Annotated in this window: 12 protein-coding genes; 4 read left to right on the forward strand and 8 right to left on the reverse strand. The window is 73.1% G+C overall.

The features are described from left to right. Positions 1-12 precede the first annotated feature (12 nt). The 8 genes from E1266_RS01920 to E1266_RS01955 are packed head-to-tail and all read right to left on the reverse strand — an operon-like array spanning position 13 to position 13295. Complete coding sequence (locus E1266_RS01920; protein WP_207945367.1) at positions 13-1377, reverse strand: cytochrome P450; 1365 nt, start codon at positions 1375-1377, stop codon at positions 13-15. Next, positions 1374-1925: a flavin reductase family protein gene (locus E1266_RS01925; RefSeq protein ID WP_132043063.1), complete on the reverse strand. Its 552-nt coding sequence runs from the start codon at positions 1923-1925 to the stop codon at positions 1374-1376. Before E1266_RS01925 ends, E1266_RS01920 begins: the two co-directional genes overlap by 4 nt. Positions 1926-1930: 5 nt before the next feature. Continuing rightward, positions 1931-2371 carry an acyl-CoA thioesterase gene (locus E1266_RS01930; protein ID WP_132043023.1) on the reverse strand — a complete coding sequence of 147 codons (441 nt, stop codon included), beginning with the start codon at positions 2369-2371 and terminating at the stop codon, positions 1931-1933. Between the two features lie 3 nt (positions 2372-2374). Beyond that, a complete protein-coding gene (locus tag E1266_RS01935; RefSeq protein WP_132043025.1) occupies positions 2375-8173 on the reverse strand; it encodes a type I polyketide synthase in 5799 nt (1932 codons plus the stop codon). Beyond that, complete coding sequence (locus E1266_RS01940; protein ID WP_132043027.1) at positions 8170-9210, reverse strand: enediyne biosynthesis protein; 1041 nt, start codon at positions 9208-9210, stop codon at positions 8170-8172. The genes E1266_RS01935 and E1266_RS01940 overlap by 4 nt, the downstream gene beginning before the upstream one ends. Before the next feature lie 5 nt (positions 9211-9215). Then, positions 9216-11210: a CRTAC1 family protein gene (locus E1266_RS01945; protein WP_132043029.1), complete on the reverse strand. Its 1995-nt coding sequence runs from the start codon at positions 11208-11210 to the stop codon at positions 9216-9218. Further along, positions 11207-12187, reverse strand: coding sequence for a DUF1702 family protein (locus E1266_RS01950; protein WP_132043031.1), 981 nt, complete (start codon positions 12185-12187; stop codon positions 11207-11209). The genes E1266_RS01945 and E1266_RS01950 overlap by 4 nt, the downstream gene beginning before the upstream one ends. A 52-nt stretch (positions 12188-12239) precedes the next feature. Next, entirely contained in the window at positions 12240-13295 is a 1056-nt protein-coding gene (locus tag E1266_RS01955; RefSeq protein WP_243718179.1) for a DUF1702 family protein, read from the reverse strand. A gap of 189 nt (positions 13296-13484) precedes the next feature. On the opposite strand from E1266_RS01955, the gene E1266_RS01960 reads away from it, so the two are divergent. From E1266_RS01960 to E1266_RS01975, 4 genes are read left to right on the forward strand one after another with little or no spacing between them, the layout of a single operon-like run. Then, complete coding sequence (locus E1266_RS01960) at positions 13485-14054, forward strand: DUF5987 family protein (protein ID WP_132043033.1); 570 nt, start codon at positions 13485-13487, stop codon at positions 14052-14054. Next, complete coding sequence (locus tag E1266_RS01965) at positions 14051-15706, forward strand: GMC family oxidoreductase (RefSeq protein WP_132043035.1); 1656 nt, start codon at positions 14051-14053, stop codon at positions 15704-15706. Before E1266_RS01960 ends, E1266_RS01965 begins: the two co-directional genes overlap by 4 nt. A 14-nt stretch (positions 15707-15720) precedes the next feature. Continuing rightward, the gene (locus E1266_RS01970) at positions 15721-16824 is read left to right on the forward strand and encodes a carboxymuconolactone decarboxylase family protein (RefSeq protein ID WP_132043037.1); all 1104 of its coding nucleotides are present in this window, start codon (positions 15721-15723) and stop codon (positions 16822-16824) included. Then, positions 16821-17621, forward strand: coding sequence for a TIGR03084 family metal-binding protein (locus E1266_RS01975; RefSeq protein ID WP_132043039.1), 801 nt, complete (start codon positions 16821-16823; stop codon positions 17619-17621). The genes E1266_RS01970 and E1266_RS01975 overlap by 4 nt, the downstream gene beginning before the upstream one ends. The last annotated feature ends 164 nt before the right edge of the window (positions 17622-17785 follow it).

The following is a 17785-nucleotide window of genomic DNA, read 5'->3' on the forward strand; positions in this document are numbered from 1 at the left end:
CGGTACGGCCGGTCAGAGCGGTGTCACGGTCATCGGCAGCCCGCCGCGCATCCGCAGGGACAGCATTGGCTCGGCCGACGCCTCGTACCCCTGGACGGGGGCCAGCCGCAGTTCCCGGGCGAGCATGGCGATGACGAAGGTGGCCTCCATCATGCCGAGATGGTTGCCGACGCAGAACCGGGGCCCGGCCCCGAAGGGGATGTAGGCGTACCGGGGCCGGCCGGCGTGGACCTCGGGGGCGAACCGGTCCGGGTCGAACCGCTCCGGGTCGTCCCAGAACGCCGGGTGCCGATGCAGGGTGTAGGGGCACACCATGACGTTCGCCCCCGCCGGGATCGGCAGCCCGTCGATCCGGTCGTCGGCCTGCGCGAGCCGGGACAGCATCCACACCGGCGGGTACAGCCGCATCACCTCCTGGATCACCGTGGAGGTGTAGGTCAGCCCGTGCAGGTCCTCGTACTTCGGTGCGCGGTCGCCGAGCACCTGGACGGCCTCCGCGCGCACCCGCTCCAGCACCTCCGGGTGCCGGTCGAGCAGCCAGAGCGTCCACCCGAGCGTGCTCGCGGTGGTCTCGTGCCCCGCGAGCAGGAGCGTGACCAGCTCGTCCCGCATGCGCTGGCGGCCGACGCGGTGGTCGGTCTCCTGCCGGGTGGACACGATCAGGCGGGACAGCACGTCGTCGTCCGAGCCGCCGTCCCGCACCTCGCGGCCGGTCACCAGCCGGTCCACGACCCGCTGCAGGTCGCGGCGGGCCCGGCGCAGCCGCACCTGCTTGGGCAGCGGCACCCACACGGGCACCTTGCTGAGCGTCGTGGCCTCGAACATGGCCTGGTCCTGGACGGCCTCGAACGACTCTCCGAGCGAATCGAAGCCCCCGAGGTCGGCGTCGAGCAGGGTGCGGCCGAGCACGCCCAGGGTGAGGCCGGTCAGCTCGTCCGTCATCTGGACCGGCCCGCCGCCGCCGCGCTCGCGCAGCCGCGCGACCAGCTTCGCCGCCTCGTCGGTGACGACGTCGGCGTACCGCGCCATCCGCCGGTGCTGGAACGCGGGCTGGATCACCTTGCGCTGCTTGCGCCACAGCTCGCCCTCGCTGGTGAGGAGCCCGTCGCCCAGGGCCCGCTTGGCCTGGGCGAGCCCGAACCCCTTGTGGTAGTTGTCCGCGTTGTCGGTGAGGACGTGCTTGGCGTGGTCGGGATGGTTGACGAAATACAGCGTGACCGGCCCGATGGACAGCTTGACCGCGTCGCCGTAGGTGTTCGCGGCCCACGACATCAGCCCGATCCGGTCCTTGAGCAGCTTGCGCAGCATCGCGGGCGTCGCGGTGCGCGGCGGTCCCGTCCAGGCCCGCCGCGCGGTGGTGGGCACGGTGGTGGTCATGCCGACAGCTCCCTTGGCTCGGGGTCGAGGCGGTGGAACCGCCCGTGGCAGAACAGCAGGCCCGACTCGTCGGGTTCGCGGGCCAGCGACAGCAGCCGGCCGAGGAAGATGGTGTGGTCGCCGCCGTCGTAGGAGCGCCACAGGTCGCACTCGAAATGGGCGACCGCGTCCTCGATCATCGGGGCCCCGGTGCGCCGGCCCGGGCGCCACCGGATCCCCTCGAACTGGCCGATCCCCAGCGGGCGGCGCCGGTTGGCGAAATGCCGCGCCACCGACTCCTGGTGGGAGGCCAGCACGGAGATCCCGAAGGAGCCCGCCGCGGCGAGGGTCCGGTGCATGACCGCGCTGCGGTCCACGCAGACCAGGACCAGCGGCGGGTCCAGGGACACCGAGGAGAAGGAGTTCGCGGTCATGCCGTGCGGCGCGGGGCCCCCGGTGGTGAGCACCGTGACGCCGGTGGCGAAGGCCCCGAACGCCTCGCGCAGCTTCTTGATCTCAGTGGGGCTGGATAACGGCCCGTCCGTGCGGTCGCTCGTCGTCTCGGCCATCGCCGTCACGCCGCTCGACGTTGCCGCGTGTACGGTTCGAGCGCCTGCACCAGCGAGTCGGGGACGCGGCTGGGCACGGTCCGGGTGTTCGGGCCGCGCATGCACGCCACCCGCTGCCGGCCGCGTGCGACCAGCCGCTCGCCGCCCTCGCCGAGATGGACGTAGTCGAAGGCGAACTCCAGCTGCGTCTGGGCCAGCTCGACCAGGCGCATCCGGATCGACAGGCGGTCGAACGCGGTGATCTCCGCGAAGAACTCGCAGTCCACCCGCAGCGTGAACAGCTTGAGGTCGGACTGCAGGTCCTCCAGGACGGCGGGGGCGCGCTCCTGGAGGAACATCTCCCGGCACCGGCCCTGCCAGCGCAGGTAGTTGACGTAGTACACGTTGCCGACGAGGTTGGTCTCCTCGAAACCCACGGTGTGCAGGTATTCGAAGTAGGTGTCCATCGGTCAGCCCCTTCCCTTGATGAGTACGGCGAGCACCACGGGCTCGGGCACGTCGCGAAGGCGGGTGACCAGCGTCGCGATCCGCAGGTCCCCGGAGGCGAGCAGCGTCCAGCCGTCCTGCCGGACCGGCGTCAGGGTCAGCGGCGCCCCCTGGGGGACGCCGGCCTTCTGGAGGCACTCCAGGGCCGTCCACACGCGGGTCGCCGAGACGCCCGCCCCCTCACCGGTCTCCGTGGCGAGCAGCCCGGCGAGGGCGGTGTGCGGGCCCAGCAGGCCCTGCCACGCCGCCTCCGGCCGTTCCGCGACGGTCTCCACGTCGCAGCCGACGACCGTTCCCTCCGCCGCGACGCACAGGGTGACCCCCGCGCCGTGCGATGCGGAGACGGCCGTCTCGCCGTCGAGCTCGGGTTTGCCGTCCGTCCGGTACCGGAGCGCGACCTCGCGGCCGAGCGCCCGGCTCGCGGCGAGCGCGGTGCGCGCCCGGCGATCGCCCTCGCCCGCCGCCCCGGAGGGGGCGTCGGGTTCGACGGCGACCCGCACCGGAACGCCCTCGAAGAGGTCGTCCAGCGACCGCTCCATGTAGGGCCCGACGAGCGCGGGAACCCAGGGGCCCCGGCCGTCGCCCTTGCGGACGGCCCGCAGGCGCAGGCCCTCCCAGCGCTCGACCACGGCGCCGTCGCCGTCGCGCACCGCGATGTCGTACACGTAGGTGTCGCCGTCGCGGAGCCGCTCGGTGGCGCAGTACCTGAGGTCGCCCGCCTCGGCCATCCGGGCGCCGCCCGGGTGGAGCCGGTCGATGCCGGACGGCAGCAGCGTCCCGTGGGGGACGCACACCTGGTTGCCGTGCATGAGCGTGTCCCGCGCACCGGGATCGCCCAGCAGCAGCTCGCCGGGAAGGAATCCGGCGAACCAGTCGGTGGTGTCGTCGGCGGCGATGTCGGCGTCGACGTCCTTGGCGGCGGCGCGGTGGTAGCCGCGCAGCCGCTGGAACCGTCGGCCCTGGAAGAGCAGGCCGTCGTACAGGTCCGCGGCCGGGTCCAGCGGCACCGCGGGCAGGCCGTCGGCCACCTGGTCGGGCGGGCCGTCGGGGACGGCCGCCGAGCCGTAGCGGAGCCGGGCGCGGAAGTGGTCGGCGGCGAAGTCGGTCTCCGCGCTGCGGATGGCCACGTCCACCGTGTCGTCGGACGTGACGACCGCCGCGATCCGGACCGTCCTGCCGCCGTCCGCGGGCACCACGATGGGCCGCAGGAACTCCGCCCCCTCGATCACCGGGGTGCCGGTCCATCCGGTGGTGGCCGCGGCCACCTGGGCCATGGCCTCCATGCCGAACACGGCCGGGAACAGCATGTTGCCGTCCAGCAGGTGGTCCTCCAGGTACCGGTCGGTGCCCGCGTTGAGCTCGACCTCGGTGACCAGTTCGACACCGTGGTAGCGGATCAGCGGGCGTTCCACGAACCGCAGCAGCGGCAGCGCCGGCAGGTCCCGCCGGACCGTGTCGACGCCCTCCGCCCGGCCGCTGACCACCACGACCGGGGGAGCGTCCGGGTCGGCGACCAGCCGCCGCATGATCCGCACGCCCTCGTCGGGGTAGATCGGCGCGATGCCCTCGCGGGACAGCGACTCCACGACCGAGAGCCGCTCGCCCATGCCGACGCCGCCCCAGACCGACCACTCCACGCACAGGACCCGGCATTCGGGATTCCTGTCGCCGAATTCGCGGGTCAGTCCGGCCAGCCACTCGTTGGCGGTGGCGTAGTGGGCCTCGCCCCGCAGGCCCGAGCGCCCGATGATGCTGCCGAACGTCACCAGCAGCCGCAGCCGCTCCGGCCGCACCGCGTCCAGGACGTTGCGCAGGCCGTCCACCTTGGGGGCGAACGTGCGCTGGAAGTGCTCGATGCCGAGCCCGGCGAGCCCGTTGGGCTCGTTGCGTCCGGCGCCGTGCAGGACGGCGGTGACCGGCCCGAGCGCCCCGGACGCCTCCGCGACCGCCGCCCGCACCTGCTCCGCGTCGGTCACGTCGGCCCTGGCGTAGTGCACCTGGACGCCCGCGTCCCGCATCCGCTGCAGGTTGGCGGCCAGTTCGGCGTCGTCGGCCGGGTCCGAGCGGCCGAGCACGGCCAGGCTCGCGCCCGCGTCGGTGGCCACGGCCAGCGCGCACTCGGCCGTGATGCCCTTCCCGCCACCGGTGACCAGCAGGACGTCGTCCTGCCCGAGCGGTTGCCGCGGCCGCTCCGGCGCCACGGGCATGGCGCGCAGGGTGGGGACCCTCCGCACGCCCTCGGCGTCGTAGTAGCACTCGGTGAAGCTCGTGGTCGCCGCGACCTCGGCCACCACCCGGTCGACCGTCTCCGGCCCGGCCGGGGCGTGCACGATCGTGACGCGCAGGTGGGGCGCCTCCAGCCGCAGCGTCTTGGCCAGCCCCGCCGCGCCGCGGTCGTGTTCGAGGTCGTGCTGCAGCAGCACGAACCGGGTGCCCGGCGTGCCGCCGAGCGCCGTCTTCGCGCCCTGCAGGGCCGCCTCCACGTCCCGCTCCGCGCACCCTTCGGGCAGGCAGACCAGGACGCCCGCGCCGACGTGCTCGCGTTCGAGCGCGCGGCGCAGCCGCTCGGCCGGCTCGCCCCCGCCGGGCGCGAAGACCTGCCAGGCGGCGTTGTCGTCCGGGGTGCCGCGCGGCGGCAGCGGCAGCTCGTCGAGATCCACGCGGAACGCCCTGGACCAGGTCGCGGCGCCCGTGACCAGGTCGGCGGGCCCGCTGTCAGGGGCGCCGGCCTCGGCCAGCTCGTCCAGTGCCTCCGCCAGCTCCTTCAGCGTCGCGGTGGCGAAGTTGGTGGGCGCGTGCGCGGCGCCCAGTCCCTTCTGCGTGACCGCGTCGTTGACGAGCTGCCCCACGGTGATGGAGCTGAGGTGCAGCTCGTCGAGCAGGTGGCTGTCGTCCCGGACGAGCTCCACCGGCAGTTCGGCGCGGGTGGCCGCCAGTCGGCGCAACATCTCCAGGGTGCTCTCGCCGGCCGCGGCGCCCTGCGTCCCGCCCGCGCCGTCCGCGCCGTCCGCCGGCGCGCCGGCCGGGCGCGGCGCGGCGACCTCGAACTCGGGCGCCTGCTCGCAGGGGCTGGCGAAGAACGAGAACTCCGCCCCGATCTCCAGCGGCCGCAGCAGCCGCCCGTGGAACAGCGGGGTGAGGTCGACGTCCGCGCCGAGCGTGTACGCCGCGCCCGCCACCGCCAGCAGCCCGCCGATGGACTCGGCGTCGGTGTCCAGCGCCAGCGCGGGCACATCGGTGATCGCCGAGGCCAGGCCGGTGAGGACCCGGCCCGGACCGACCTCGACCAGCAGGTCGCTGTCCTTGGCCGCCAGCTCCACCGCCTCGGCGAACAGCACCGGATCGGTGATCTGCCGGTACAGCAGGTCCCGCACGTCGGTGCCCGGGGGCAGCCGGTCGGCCGTGACCGTGGAGATCACCCGTCCGGCGACCGGCCCGAAGTCCTCGCCGGCGAGCGCGTCGCGGAAGGCGTCCGCCGACGGCGCCATCTGCGGCGAGTGGAAGGCGTGCGAGACCCGCAGCCGCGTCGAGGAGACCCCGGCCGCCTCCGCCGTCCGGACGAACGCCTCGACGGCGTCGTCGGGACCGGCGACGGCGGTCTGGTGCGGGCCGTTGTGCCCGGCGATCGCCACCGGCAGGTCGCCGATCAGCTCGCGCACCCGGTCCGCGGGCGCCGCCACACCGGCCATGGAGCCGGTCGCGGACCGCTCGGTCATGACCTCGCCGCGGATTCTGGCCAGCCGCAGCACGCGGCCGGCGTCCATCACACCGGCCCAGTGCAGCGCCGCGAGCTCGCCGAGGCTGTGCCCGACCGCGACGTCGGCTTGCAGGCCCAGCAGCGACAGCGCCCGCAGGCCCGCCAGCGAACCGGTGATGATGCGGGGCTGGGCGACGGCGGTGGCGACCGTGGAGCCGTTGACCGGCAGCGCCGCCCCGGCGTACACCTCGGCCACCTCGGCGAAACGGCGGCGCAGTGCGCCGCCGCCGCTGCCGCCGCCCGAGCCCTGCCCGGGGAAGAGGAAGCCGATCCGCCCTTCCGTGCTCGCGTGCCCGTAGAAGACGCGGCCGTCGTTGCCCGCCAGGGCGGTCTCGCCGGCGTCCAGGGCGGAGCGCACCTGGCTCAGCCGCGCCACGGCGTCCTCGGGGGACGAGACGACCACCGCCGCCCGGTAGGGCAGCCCGCGTAATCGGCCCTGGAGCACGCCGGCCAGGTCGGCGAGCTGCGCGTAGGCCAGCGCCGGGACGAAGTCGATCAGCTCGGTCAGCGCGTCCCGCAGCTCCTCCGGCGAACCGGCGTCGAGCAGCAGCAGCTCCGCGTCCTGCGCCGAGCGGGCCAGCGACCTGGTCCTGGCGTCGAGCGGGGTGCGCCGGCGCGCGCCCGCCTTGTCCAGCACGACGTGGCTGTTGATCCCGCCGAACCCCATCGCGGTGATGCCCGCCCGGACCGGGACCCCCTCGGGCCACGGCTCGGCGGCGCGCAGGGTCCGCAGCATCCGCGGCTCCTCGCCCAGCACCGGGTGCGGCTCGACGCAGCCGATCGCGGGCGGCAGCACCTCCTGCTGGACCGCCATGGCGGCCTTGATGAGCCCGGCGACCCCGGCGGCGGCCTTGGTGTGCCCGATCATGCCCTTGATCGAGCTGATCGCGGCCGGCCGGGCGGCGTCGGCCGCCGCCCGGGACCGCGTCAGCGCCGTCAGCTCGGTCTTGTCGCCGACCTCGGTGCCGGTGCCGTGGCCCTCGAACAGCTCGACCGTGTCGATGCCGAACCCGGCGCGCTCGTAGGCGCGCCGCAGCGCCAGCCGGTACCCGTCGATCTCCGGGCGGGTGATGCCGCCCTTGCCGTCGGAGGAGATCCCCCAGCCCGCGATGGTGGCGTAGATGCGGCGTCCGGCCGCCAGCGCGTCCTCCTCGCGCATGAGGACGACGATGCCGCAGCCCTCGCCGGGCCAGAACCCGTTGGAGTTGCGGTCGTAAACGCGCATCTCGCTCCGGGCCAGGGCCCCGGTCTTGGCGAACCCGATGAGCTCGAACGGGTCGATCGACAGGTCGACGCCGCCGGCGACGGCGACGTCGATGTCACCGTCGGCGAGCAGGCCGCCCGCCGTCGCCACGGACAGCAGCGAGGACGAGCAGGCCCCGTCGACGGTGTAGCCGCCGCCGTTGAAATCGAAGTAGTTGCACAGCCGGCCGGCGATGGTGTTGGCCAGCCCGCCCGCCAGGGAGTCCTCGTCGATGGGCGGGAACGAGCTCTTGTACCGCTCTTCGAGCCCGGACAGGAAGTCCGTGAGCCGGTCGTCCTCCCAGCCCTGCTCCTTGAGCGCGGCGGACACCGTCCGGCTGACGTAGGGCCAGCGCAGCCGCATCACGTTCGCGCGGGAGAACTCCCCGGTGAGCGTGTTGCCCACGATCGCGCCGACGCGCTCGCGCGGCAGGCCCTCGCCCATCGGGAACCCCGCGTCGGACAGGGCCCGGGCCGCGGTGTCCAGCGCCAGCCAGTGCGTCAGGTCGGTGGAGCGGTAGGTACTGCCCGCGACCCGGTAGCCGATCCGGTCGAACTCGTAGCCTTCGATCACCGCGGCCATGCGGGCGTAGAAGCGGTCCGGCGCGGCCGGGTCCGCGTCCCAGTAGTCGGCCAGGCGCATCCGCTCATCGGGCAGGCGGCGGAACGCGCGGCGCCCGGCAAGCGCGTTCTCCCAGAGTTCCTTCGGTGACGTGGCGTCCGGATAGCGGCACGCCATGCCCACGATCGCGATCCTGGTCATGCAGGAACGACCTCCTTCTCAGAGCCGGGCGTCCCGGGCGCGGACGCCCCGTTGGCCGAGCTGAGGAACGTGGCCGCGGGGGTCTCCACCCCGGCCGGCGGCGCCGAGCGCTTGCGGGCCTGCTCGATGAAGTGCAGCGACCAGTGGAAAAGGCCCCGGCCCAGGCAGACGATCGCGGTGGCGAAGAAGATGCCGTAGGCGATGCTGGCGCCGGTGAGGAAGCCGTAGACGATCGCGACCGCGCCGCCGAAGGCGAACTGGGCGGCCGGGTGGGACGGGGTGGTGCCGGGGTCGGTGATCATGTAGTTGGTGAACAGCACGAACGCGACGCCGGACATCATGATCAGGGCGCCCGCGGTCGAGACGTCGAGGATCAGCCCGCGCACGATGCTCTGCACCGCGAAGATGCTGACCCAGCCCATGATCAGCCACATCCGGCCGGTCAGCTTGCCGTTGATCATGGTGCCGCCGACGATGATGATCGCCGGGACCAGCCAGTCGACGATGCCGCTGACGTTCTCGGTGAAGTGGTAGGGCGGCGCGATGCTGGCCCACGGGAACAGCAGGAGCACGATCGTGATCCCGAAGTTCGAGGGGTTCATGTAGTGCCGCAGCCGGCCGCGCACCGGCGCCCGCAGCACCCACTTGGTGCCGACGGCCACCAGCACGCCGAACATCATGACCTCGACGCGGTCGTTGACGTACAGCAGCATGTTCATGGCGAGGCTGGTGATGTGCGCGGGGAAGAGGAACTCGATCAGCCCGCGGGGGCCGTTGCCCTTGTAGCGCGGCGCGCGGGCCTCGATCCGCGACGCCAGCGCCTCCAGGGCGATCTCCACCGTGTAGCCGGTGGCCAGCGCGATGAACGGCCACAGCCAGGGCTGCTCGAACCCCAGGACGGTGTACCCGAGGAGGTTGAAGATGCTGATCGAGATCGCGAAGCGGCGCAGGGCCGTGGTGACCTTCGGGTCGTGGCGCGGTGCCGGCTTCGCCTCGGGCGGTTGCTCGGTCTGGGGCGACTGCTTGGTCTCGGGCATGTCCGTCACCTCTCGGTGGCCTCGGTGCCCAGGACGAGCGTGTGCGTGCCCGCCGTGAGCTGGATGTGCTGTTCTCGGGGCTGACCGGTGCGATCGCGCCAGCAGAGCATGACCGTCACCGGTCCTTCGGTCGCGCCCAGCCCGAGGTGGATCTCGTGGCTGCGCTTACCGGAGTGGCCGCTGCCGCCGTCGACCTGGCCGACCACCTTGCGCCCGTCGGCCGTGGTGGCGGCCACCTGGGCGCCGACCACCGGGGAGCCGGGGGCCGGCATGTCGCCGTCGGCGGGCTCGTCCGCGCCCTTCTGGCCCTCGTCCTTCTGACCGGCATGGACCAGCCGCAGGTTCAGGTAGGAACCGGGGGAGGGGCTCACGTTGGAGTAGAAGACCGGGTCCTCCCACTGCCGTGCGACGGCGAAGTCCAGCCGCCCGTCCCCGTCGGCGTCGCCGGTGGCGATGCCGCGGGTGGGCACGGGGACCGCGAGGCCGAGTTCGTGGGCCAGGTTCACGAAGCGGCCGTCCTCGCCCTTGACGAAGAAGTGCAGCCGCTGGCTGCCGCCGATGTCGTCACCCGCGGTGACGTTCGGCCACCACATCGGGTGCTCCAGCACGCCGTCGTTGGACGCGGCCAGCTCCTGCAGCTGCGGCCACCGGTTGACCTCGCCCTTGATGAAGCCCGTGGCCTGGGCGACCACCGGGGTGCCGCTGTTGTCGAAGTCGGCGATCTTCGCGTCCCAGCCCCAGCCGGACCAGGCCAGGCCGAGCGGGGCGCTGCGGTCCTCCCAGGTCGACTCGCCCGCGTTCAGCCTGGCGCGCACGACGTTCTGGTTCTTGGCCGCGTTGACGAACGCGAAGTGGCTCTCCTCGAGGCCGAACGAGGTGGTGATGTTGCTGACGAACATGTCGTAGAGGCCGTCGCCGTTGAGGTCGCCGAAGTCGACGCCCATGCCCTTGAAGGAGTCGGTGCCGACCTGCTTGGACTTGGGCACGAGCGCCGGCCGGCGCTTGCCCTCCACCACCGAGAACTGGAACCGGCCCGGCACCGAGCGGTTGTACAGCAGCCGGTCGGGGCCGAAGTCGTGCGCCACGTACAGCTCGGACAGCTGGTCGCCGTCCAGGTCGTTGGACGCGGCGGCCAGCGCCCAGCCCTTGGACACCTTCTTGGGGAGCACGTCGTCGTGCCGCTGGAAGGCGATCGTCGGCCGGGCGCCGCCCGTGCCGGCGGTCCAGCGGAAGAAGTAGTCCTCGCCGCCGTTGTAGGCGTGCGACATCGACCGGTTCATCGACACGCCCCCGTCGGCCGCGGGGTCGAGCACCGGGCTGTGCGGGAAGTAGTTGGCGATGAAGATGTCGGCGTGCCCGTCGCCGTCGAAGTCGGCCACGGTGGCGGCGTTGGTGTGCCACTGCGGGCCGATGTACCTGTCGCCGCTGGCGACGCCGGGGACCAGCTCGGTCGCCTGGTAGGCGGACGCGTCCAGCGTCTTGGCGTTCGACCGCGCCAGGTGGACGATCGGGGTGCGGCCCCACATGTAGACCAGCAGGTCCATCCGGCCGTCCTCGTTGAAGTCGCCCGGGACGCAGCCCATCGGGGCCATCAGGTGGTTCATCGGCAGCGAGCCGGCGCTCAGCGCGAACGGCTTGTACCGGTCGCCCTTCGCGTTGGGAACGGGCGTCACCACGACCTGGTCGATGCGCGGGTCGGTGATGCACAGGTCGTTGGGCAGGCCGTCGCCGTCGAGGTCGTTCATCGCGACGGCCGAGCCGACCGAGGAGATCCACGCGTCGATGTGCTTGTACGCCTTGTTCACCTTGCGGATGGACTGCTGCGTGTAGCCGCCGGGTAACGCGATCGAGTGCGGCTCGAACGCGTAGCGCTTCGCCAGGTCGTCCTTTTCGGCCCTGGAGGCGGAGGGCAGCCGGACCGCGAAGAACACGCTCACCATCAGTACGAGCGCGATGACTCCGGGCAGCTGCCGGTACAGGAACCGGAGCGATGTGGTCACCTTCGAACACCTCCGCGGGTGATGAGTGCTTCCGCGATGCGCGCGCGCCACAGTTCGTAGGCGGGCAGCTCGCCGTCCGTCGCCGCCGTCTCCGGCAGCAGTTCATGGGTCACCTGTGCCGCCAGCTCGGGCGTCATGCCGCAGAGCACCCGGGTGGCGGTGGCGGTGTTCGGGGTCGCGAGCCCTGCCCGCAAGCGGGCCTCGGCCGCGAACGCGCTGCCCTGGGCGAGCTGGGGACGGTGCTCCCCGGCGCGCTCGCGCAGCAGCTGGAGTTCTTCCTCGTCGGCACCGCCCGCGTAGGTCGCGGCCAGGCCGAGACCGGCGTAGAGGTCCGGGTGGCGCTCCGGGGCGAACCGCTCGATCAGGTCGACGGCCTCCCGCACATCGGTGCCCGCCACGAACCACATCGCGCGCCCGACGCCCTGGTCGATCGCGCGGGGCGCGTACCCGCGGTGCTCGGCGGGCCAGGGGAACGCGGTCTCCCGGTACTGCTCGTGCACGTACTTGCGGGTGTGGAAATAGGCCTGGTGGAAGCCGTAGCCGTCGAGCGCGAGCCACCGCAGCAGCGGGTCGGTCCGCTCGCTCTCGGGCCAGCGGAACCTGGGCAGCCGGGCCATCGCCCAGCCGATCCCCACGTAGACCATGTAGACGTGCCGGCCGCCCTCGCCCGCGAGGAGGCGGTCGACCCTCCCGCCACGGGAGAAGGGCAGCCCGTCCCGGACGGCCAGCCCCATCGCCGCGCCCTCGTAGGCGAAGCCCTGGAAGTCCCGTGGGAGCGCTGCCAAACAGCGTTCGAGAGCCGGGATGTCGTCTTCCTCGGCGGCGTGGCCGTAACCCGTGAGAAACATTTCCCCAACGGTTTCGAGAATCTCGCGTGCGGCCGGGTTCTTCTCCCGGAAACCGCGTTTTTCGAGCTTGGTCTCGTCCATGCTCGGGGTCAGGATCCGGCGCCTGAGCGAGCGCCAGCCGTTGGCCATCTCTACTCCTTCAATCCGCGGTTTGCAGCACTCTCATCGCCTGTCCGAATGGTCAGGCGGTGCGGTTCTCGACGACGGAGAGAAAATGCCTCCGTACGTTCGTCCGCCACATCTCGTAGGCGGGGAGGCCGGCGCCTCCCGCGGTTTCCGGGACGGCCGAGTCGTCGGCGAGGGTGGTCGCGGCCTCGGGGGAGAGCCCGGTGAGCGCCAGCGTGGCCGCCGCGCCGTACTCGGGCACGTGGCCCGCGTAGGTGCGGGCCTTCGCCGCGAACACCGACCCCTGGGCCAGGTCGGCGGCGTGCGCGCCGGACAGCCGGCGCAGCGACTCCAGGCCGGCGGCGTCGGCGCCGCCGGCGAACGTGGCGGCCAGGCCGACCCCGCTCCACAGGTCCGGGCGGCGCTCCTGCGCGAACCCCTCGATGCGTGCCGCGACGTCCGCGGCCTGCGCGCCGTGGATGAACCACAGGCAGCGGCCGATGCCCTGGTCGACGGCCCGGTCGAAGTAGTCGGGCGAGCCCAGCCAGGGATACGGCTTGGGCCGGTGCTGCCGGTCGACCCACCGCTCGGTGTCGAAGTAGGCGCGGTCGAACCCGTAGCCGTCGACGGCCAGCCAGCTCATCGTCGGGTGGTAGGGCGAGCCGTGCAGGTCGGGAAGGACCTTCTTCCACAGCGGCCGGGGGAGCCGCGCCATCGCGAAGCCGATCCCGATGTAGGCGAGGAAGATGTGCGGGCTTCCCGGCCCCTCCAGCAGCTCGCGGGTGCGGTGGCCGCGCCGCCCCATCGTGTCCACGATGGTGAAGGCCATCGTCGCGCCCTCGTAGGCGAAGCCGCGCAGTTCCGGCTGGATCTGGTTCAGCCGGCGTTCGACCTCCCACAGCCCGCGCGCGTCGATGCCCCATTCGAAGCCGCAGATCACCGATTGCGGGATCGCTTCCAGATGGCGTGTGATCTCCGATTCCCGTACCGGAAAACCGCGCTTTGCCGCGGTCACGTCCGCCAGTGCGGGAGTCATGATCAGTCTTCGAATCGAGCCAAGGGTGGTCGGCATCGAGTATCCCTCCTTGGCCATCCCCATGACCTTGTCGGCGGTCGGCTTGCGCCATGCCATCGTCAGCTTTCCGGGTCGGAGTAACATCCTCCGTATTGCTGCGATATGTAGCCGGTTACTCCCGTATTGCGCCATCGCCTATTGCCGTTCTCGGACCGGAGCCAAGCAATTGTGAAGATGCCTGCGGAAGGCGGGGCGCCACACCCTGAAACGGCCGGACGACGTGGCCCAGGACGAAGGGAAGAGGCCGTGAGACCAGATCCGCCGGGTGCGGAACAGACCAGGGTCCTGACGCTGGAGGCGTTCGCGGACACCATCGTCCCGGGCGAGAAGCGGTCGCCCGACGACCGCGCGATCGCGGGTGCCGCCCCCGGGCCCGGGGCGGTCGAGGCGGGAGCGCTGGAGCTGCTGGCGTGGGACGCGACGGGGATCACCGATGCCCTGCCCGAGCTGGTCGGCCTGCTGAACGAGCACGCCCGGGCCTTCGCCGCCGAGCACGGAGCGGAACTGGACGACGAGGTGCCGCCGTTCGTCGCGCTCGACTTCGGTCAGCGCACCGCCCTCGTCCAGCGGCTGCTGGACCCCGGGCACCCGGAGAAGGAGTTCTGGGTGCTGCTGGCGCTGTTCAGCAACATGGCCTACGACAGCGCCGCGCACCGGCACACCGCCGAGGCGCTCGCCGACGGGCACCCCGGCCTGACCGCCATGGGGTTCGCCCACCCCGACTCCGACGGGCTGTGGCGCTTCCCCGAGTACTCCTACGGCCGCGCACTGGCGGACCTCCACCCCGACACGATCGAATCAGGGAGCCTGGGATGACCGCCGCCGAACAGACCGACGTCCTCGTGATCGGCAGTGGCTTCGGCGGCGCGATCGCCGCCTACCACCTGGCCGCGGGCGGCGCGAAGGTGGAGGTGCTGGAGCGCGGCCCCTGGCTGGAGGGCAAGGACTTCGACCAGGACTACCTGCTCGGCTCGTCCTACACCAAGGTGTTCGACTTCGTCGCCGGGGACGGGATGAGCCTGCTCGGCGGCAACTGCGTCGGCGGGGGCAGCGTCGTCTACTTCGCCGCACTGCCCCGGGCACCGCGGTTCGTCTTCGAACGGCACGGCGGCATCGGCCGGCGCATGTGGCCGGCGATGATCGACCGGGACGCCCTCGACCCCTGGTACGACCGGGTCGCCGAGGCGATCCCCGCCCGCACCCAGGACTGGAACGACGTCAGCTATCCGGGCGGCCTGTGGGCGGCGGCCTGCGCGCACGCCGGGCACACCGCCAACCCCGTCCCGGTCGGCATCGACACCTCCACGTGCACGAACTGCAACTGGATGATGGCCGGATGCCGCTTCGACGCCAAGCGGTCGCTGCTGTTCAACTACCTGCCCGCGGCCATCGCGCACGGGACGCGGATCCGTCCGCTGCACGAGGTCCAGTACCTGTCCAGGACGGACGACGGCGGGTACCGCGTCCACTACAACGTCATCGACGACGAGGACTACCGGGTCACCGTCGGCGGGGGCGTCATCGACGCCAAGCTCGTCATCGTGGCCGCCGGGGCGGGCGCGACGCCGGTGATCCTGCAGCGCTCCGAGCCGTACCTGGGCTCCATGCCGCACGCCGTCGGCCGGTACTTCTCCGGCAACGGCGAACGGCTCAACACCGCCGTGTTCGACGAGGACCGGGTGCGCGACGTACTGGGGCTCACCGGCCCGGGCGGGCGGCCCTACGGCGCCTTCCAGATCGGCAAGGGCCCGACCGTCGCGTGCTGGGACTACCTCGACGGCTCGCGTCCCGAGTACAGCCGGTTCTCGCTGGAGCAGCTCTACTTCCCGCCCGGCCTCGGCACCATCCTCGCGCAGGCGCCCGGCGCGGACGCCCCGACCTTCTTCGGTGTGGAGAAGAAGAAGATGCTCGACCAGTGGCGGAACTGGCTGATCATCTTCCAGATGACCGAGGACGACAACGAGGGCGTCTTCGGCCCGCCGCCGCCGACCGGCAATGCCGTCCGCATCTCCCAGCAGATGCTGGGCCGCGGCCCGCTGCGCTACAACCCGACGCCCAACACGCTGCGCGGCTGGGCGGAGGCCGACGCGGCCTGCAAGGACATCCTGGAGCGGGACGGGCTGGCCAAGGTCGCGCCCTGGACCAACGACGTGGTGGGCGCCTACACCGTCCACCCGCTGGCGTCCTGCCGCATCGGCGACGACCCGGCCACCTCCGCGCTCGACGACCGGCACGAGCTGCGCGGCCACCCGGGGATCTTCGTCACCGACGGGTCCGCGGTCCCCGGCGCCCTCACCGTCAACCCCGCGATGACCATCGCGGCGCTGGCCGAGCGGGCCATGCCCGGGATCGTCGAGGCCGCGCGGCGGCGCGGGATCGAGGTCGGTTACGGGGCGCCCGCCCCGGACGGGTCCACCGCGGGACGCCGCGGCGTCCGGGACCTGCTGCCCGGCCTGGTCCGCGGTTGAGGAGGGGGAACGGCATGTTCATCCGCGTCGCCCGCCGCAGTTCGCTGGGCCAGGCCAGGCACGTCACGCCGGTGCCGCCGCCCGCCGCCGGGGACCTGGTGGCCCAGGTCTACGCCCAGGTCGAACGCGACTTCGGCATGCTGGCCCCGCCGATCGCCCTGCACTCGCCGTCGCCGCAGGCGCTCGCCGCGTCGTGGGTGATCCTGCGCGAGACGCTGGTGGCCACCGGCGTGACCGGCCGCGCGGTCAAGGAGGCGGTCGGCGCCGCCGTGTCCCGGTCCAACACCTGCCCGTACTGCGTGGACGTGCACGCGGCGACCTTGCGCGGCCTGGCGGACGACGGGTCCGCCGCCCGGGACGCCACCGCCGTCGCCACCGGCGGCGCCGATGCGATCGGGGACGCCGGGCTGCGCGAGATCGTCCGGTGGGCGGGCGCGTCCGGGCGGCGCGACCCGGCGCGGCGCGGCCGGCCGCCGGGGTCCCCCGCGGAGGCCGCGGAGCTGGCCGGTGTGGCGGTCACGTTCCACTACCTGAACCGCATGGTCAACGTGTTCCTGCGGGAGTCGCCGTTTCCTCCGGGGCTGCCGGCGGCCGCGCGCGGGGGGCTGCTGCGCCTGCTCGTCAGGGTGCTGCGGGGCGCCACGCTCGGCACGCATCCGCCGGGCGCCTCGCTGGACCTCCTCCCACCGGCCGAACCGGCGGTACCGCTCGGCTGGGCGGCCGGGTCGCCCACCGTGACCGAGGCGTTCGCGCGGGCGTCCACCGCCGTCGAGGCCGCGGGCGTCCGCTCGGTGCCCGGCTCGGTCCGCGAACTGGTGACGGCGACGCTGGCGGACTGGGACGGCACGGAGCCGCCGCTGTCCGGCGGCTGGCCCGGCGACCTGGTGACCGGGCTGCCTCCAGCCGACCGGCCCGCCGGCCGGCTGGCGCTCCTCACGGCGCTGGCCTCCTACCGCGCGGGCCCCGGTGCGGTCGAGGCGTTCCGGCGGACCGGATCGGACGACCGGGCCCTGATCGAACTCACCTCGTGGGCCGCCATGACCGCCGCGCTGACCGTGGGCGGCTGGTCGAACACCGTATCGGCGGAGCCGATCAACACCGAGAGGACGGACCGATGAACGACGTTTTCGCCGACCTGGCGACCGAGACCGAGCTGGTGGACAGGATGGTGGCCGCCCTGGACGAGCGGCAGTGGGCGCTGGAGACGCCCGCGCCGGGATGGACGATCGCCAAGCAGGTCGCCCACCTGTCCTTCGTGTTCCGGCTGGCCGGGCTCGCCGCCTCCGACCCCGACACCTTCACCGCGCTCACCTCGAACATCGACGACTTCAACGCCGCCGTGAACGGCGCGCTCGAGGGCTACCCGCTCGACTCGCCCGCCGAGCTGCTGGCCCGCTGGCGGCAGGAGAGCGCCGAGGCCGTCCGCGCGCTCACCGACCTGCCGGAGGGCGCGATCGTGCCGTGGCTGGTCCGCCCGCTGCCCGCGGCGGTCCTGGCCTGCGCCGGGATGATGGAGCTGTTCGCGCACGGCCAGGACATCGCCGACACCCTGCGGATCCGCCCCGAGCGCACCGACCGCATCGGCCACCTGGTCATCTTCGCGACGCTGACCTGGGACTTCGGCTACCTGTCCCGCGGCCTGCCGACCCCGCCCGTGCAGCTGCGCTACGAGATCACCGCGCCGTCCGGCGAGGTGTGGGAGTACGGCCCGGCCGACTCCGCGGAGCGCGTCACCGGCCCCGCCGTCGACTTCGCGCTCCTGGTCACCCGCCGCCGCCACCGCGCCGACCTCGCGGTGACCGCGACCGGCGCCGAGGCCGACCGCTGGCTCGACATCGCGCAGGCGTACCGCGGCCCCGCCGGCGAGGGCCGCGCCCCCGGCCAGTTCGACCACCTCAAGACCCTCGCCGGCTGATCCCGCACCACCCGAAGGCGCGCCGGCACCGGCGCGCCTTTCGGCATGCCCCCACCGGCACGACCGCCGACCGAGGGGGCCGCATGCGGGCAAGGGTCCGCGGGGACGCCGTGCCGTCGCGGGTCAGGCGTCGCGGGTCAGGCGCCGCGGGGCCAGGCGGGGGC

The sequence above is a fragment of the Actinomadura sp. 7K534 genome (genome assembly GCF_004348575.1).
Taxonomy (GTDB): Bacteria; Actinomycetota; Actinomycetes; order Streptosporangiales; family Streptosporangiaceae; genus Spirillospora; species Spirillospora livida.

Coding starts and splice junctions, on each gene's coding strand:
- E1266_RS01925 (WP_132043063.1), bottom strand. CDS start 1,925: ATGGCCGAGACGACGAGCGACCGCACGGACGGGCCGTTATCCAGCCCC.
- E1266_RS01920 (WP_207945367.1), bottom strand. CDS start 1,377: ATGACCACCACCGTGCCCACCACCGCGCGGCGGGCCTGGACGGGACCG.
- E1266_RS01975 (WP_132043039.1), top strand. CDS start 16,821: ATGAACGACGTTTTCGCCGACCTGGCGACCGAGACCGAGCTGGTGGAC.
- E1266_RS01970 (WP_132043037.1), top strand. CDS start 15,721: ATGTTCATCCGCGTCGCCCGCCGCAGTTCGCTGGGCCAGGCCAGGCAC.
- E1266_RS01930 (WP_132043023.1), bottom strand. CDS start 2,371: ATGGACACCTACTTCGAATACCTGCACACCGTGGGTTTCGAGGAGACC.
- E1266_RS01965 (WP_132043035.1), top strand. CDS start 14,051: ATGACCGCCGCCGAACAGACCGACGTCCTCGTGATCGGCAGTGGCTTC.
- E1266_RS01950 (WP_132043031.1), bottom strand. CDS start 12,187: ATGGCCAACGGCTGGCGCTCGCTCAGGCGCCGGATCCTGACCCCGAGC.
- E1266_RS01935 (WP_132043025.1), bottom strand. CDS start 8,173: ATGACCAGGATCGCGATCGTGGGCATGGCGTGCCGCTATCCGGACGCC.
- E1266_RS01940 (WP_132043027.1), bottom strand. CDS start 9,210: ATGCCCGAGACCAAGCAGTCGCCCCAGACCGAGCAACCGCCCGAGGCG.
- E1266_RS01955 (WP_243718179.1), bottom strand. CDS start 13,295: ATGGCATGGCGCAAGCCGACCGCCGACAAGGTCATGGGGATGGCCAAG.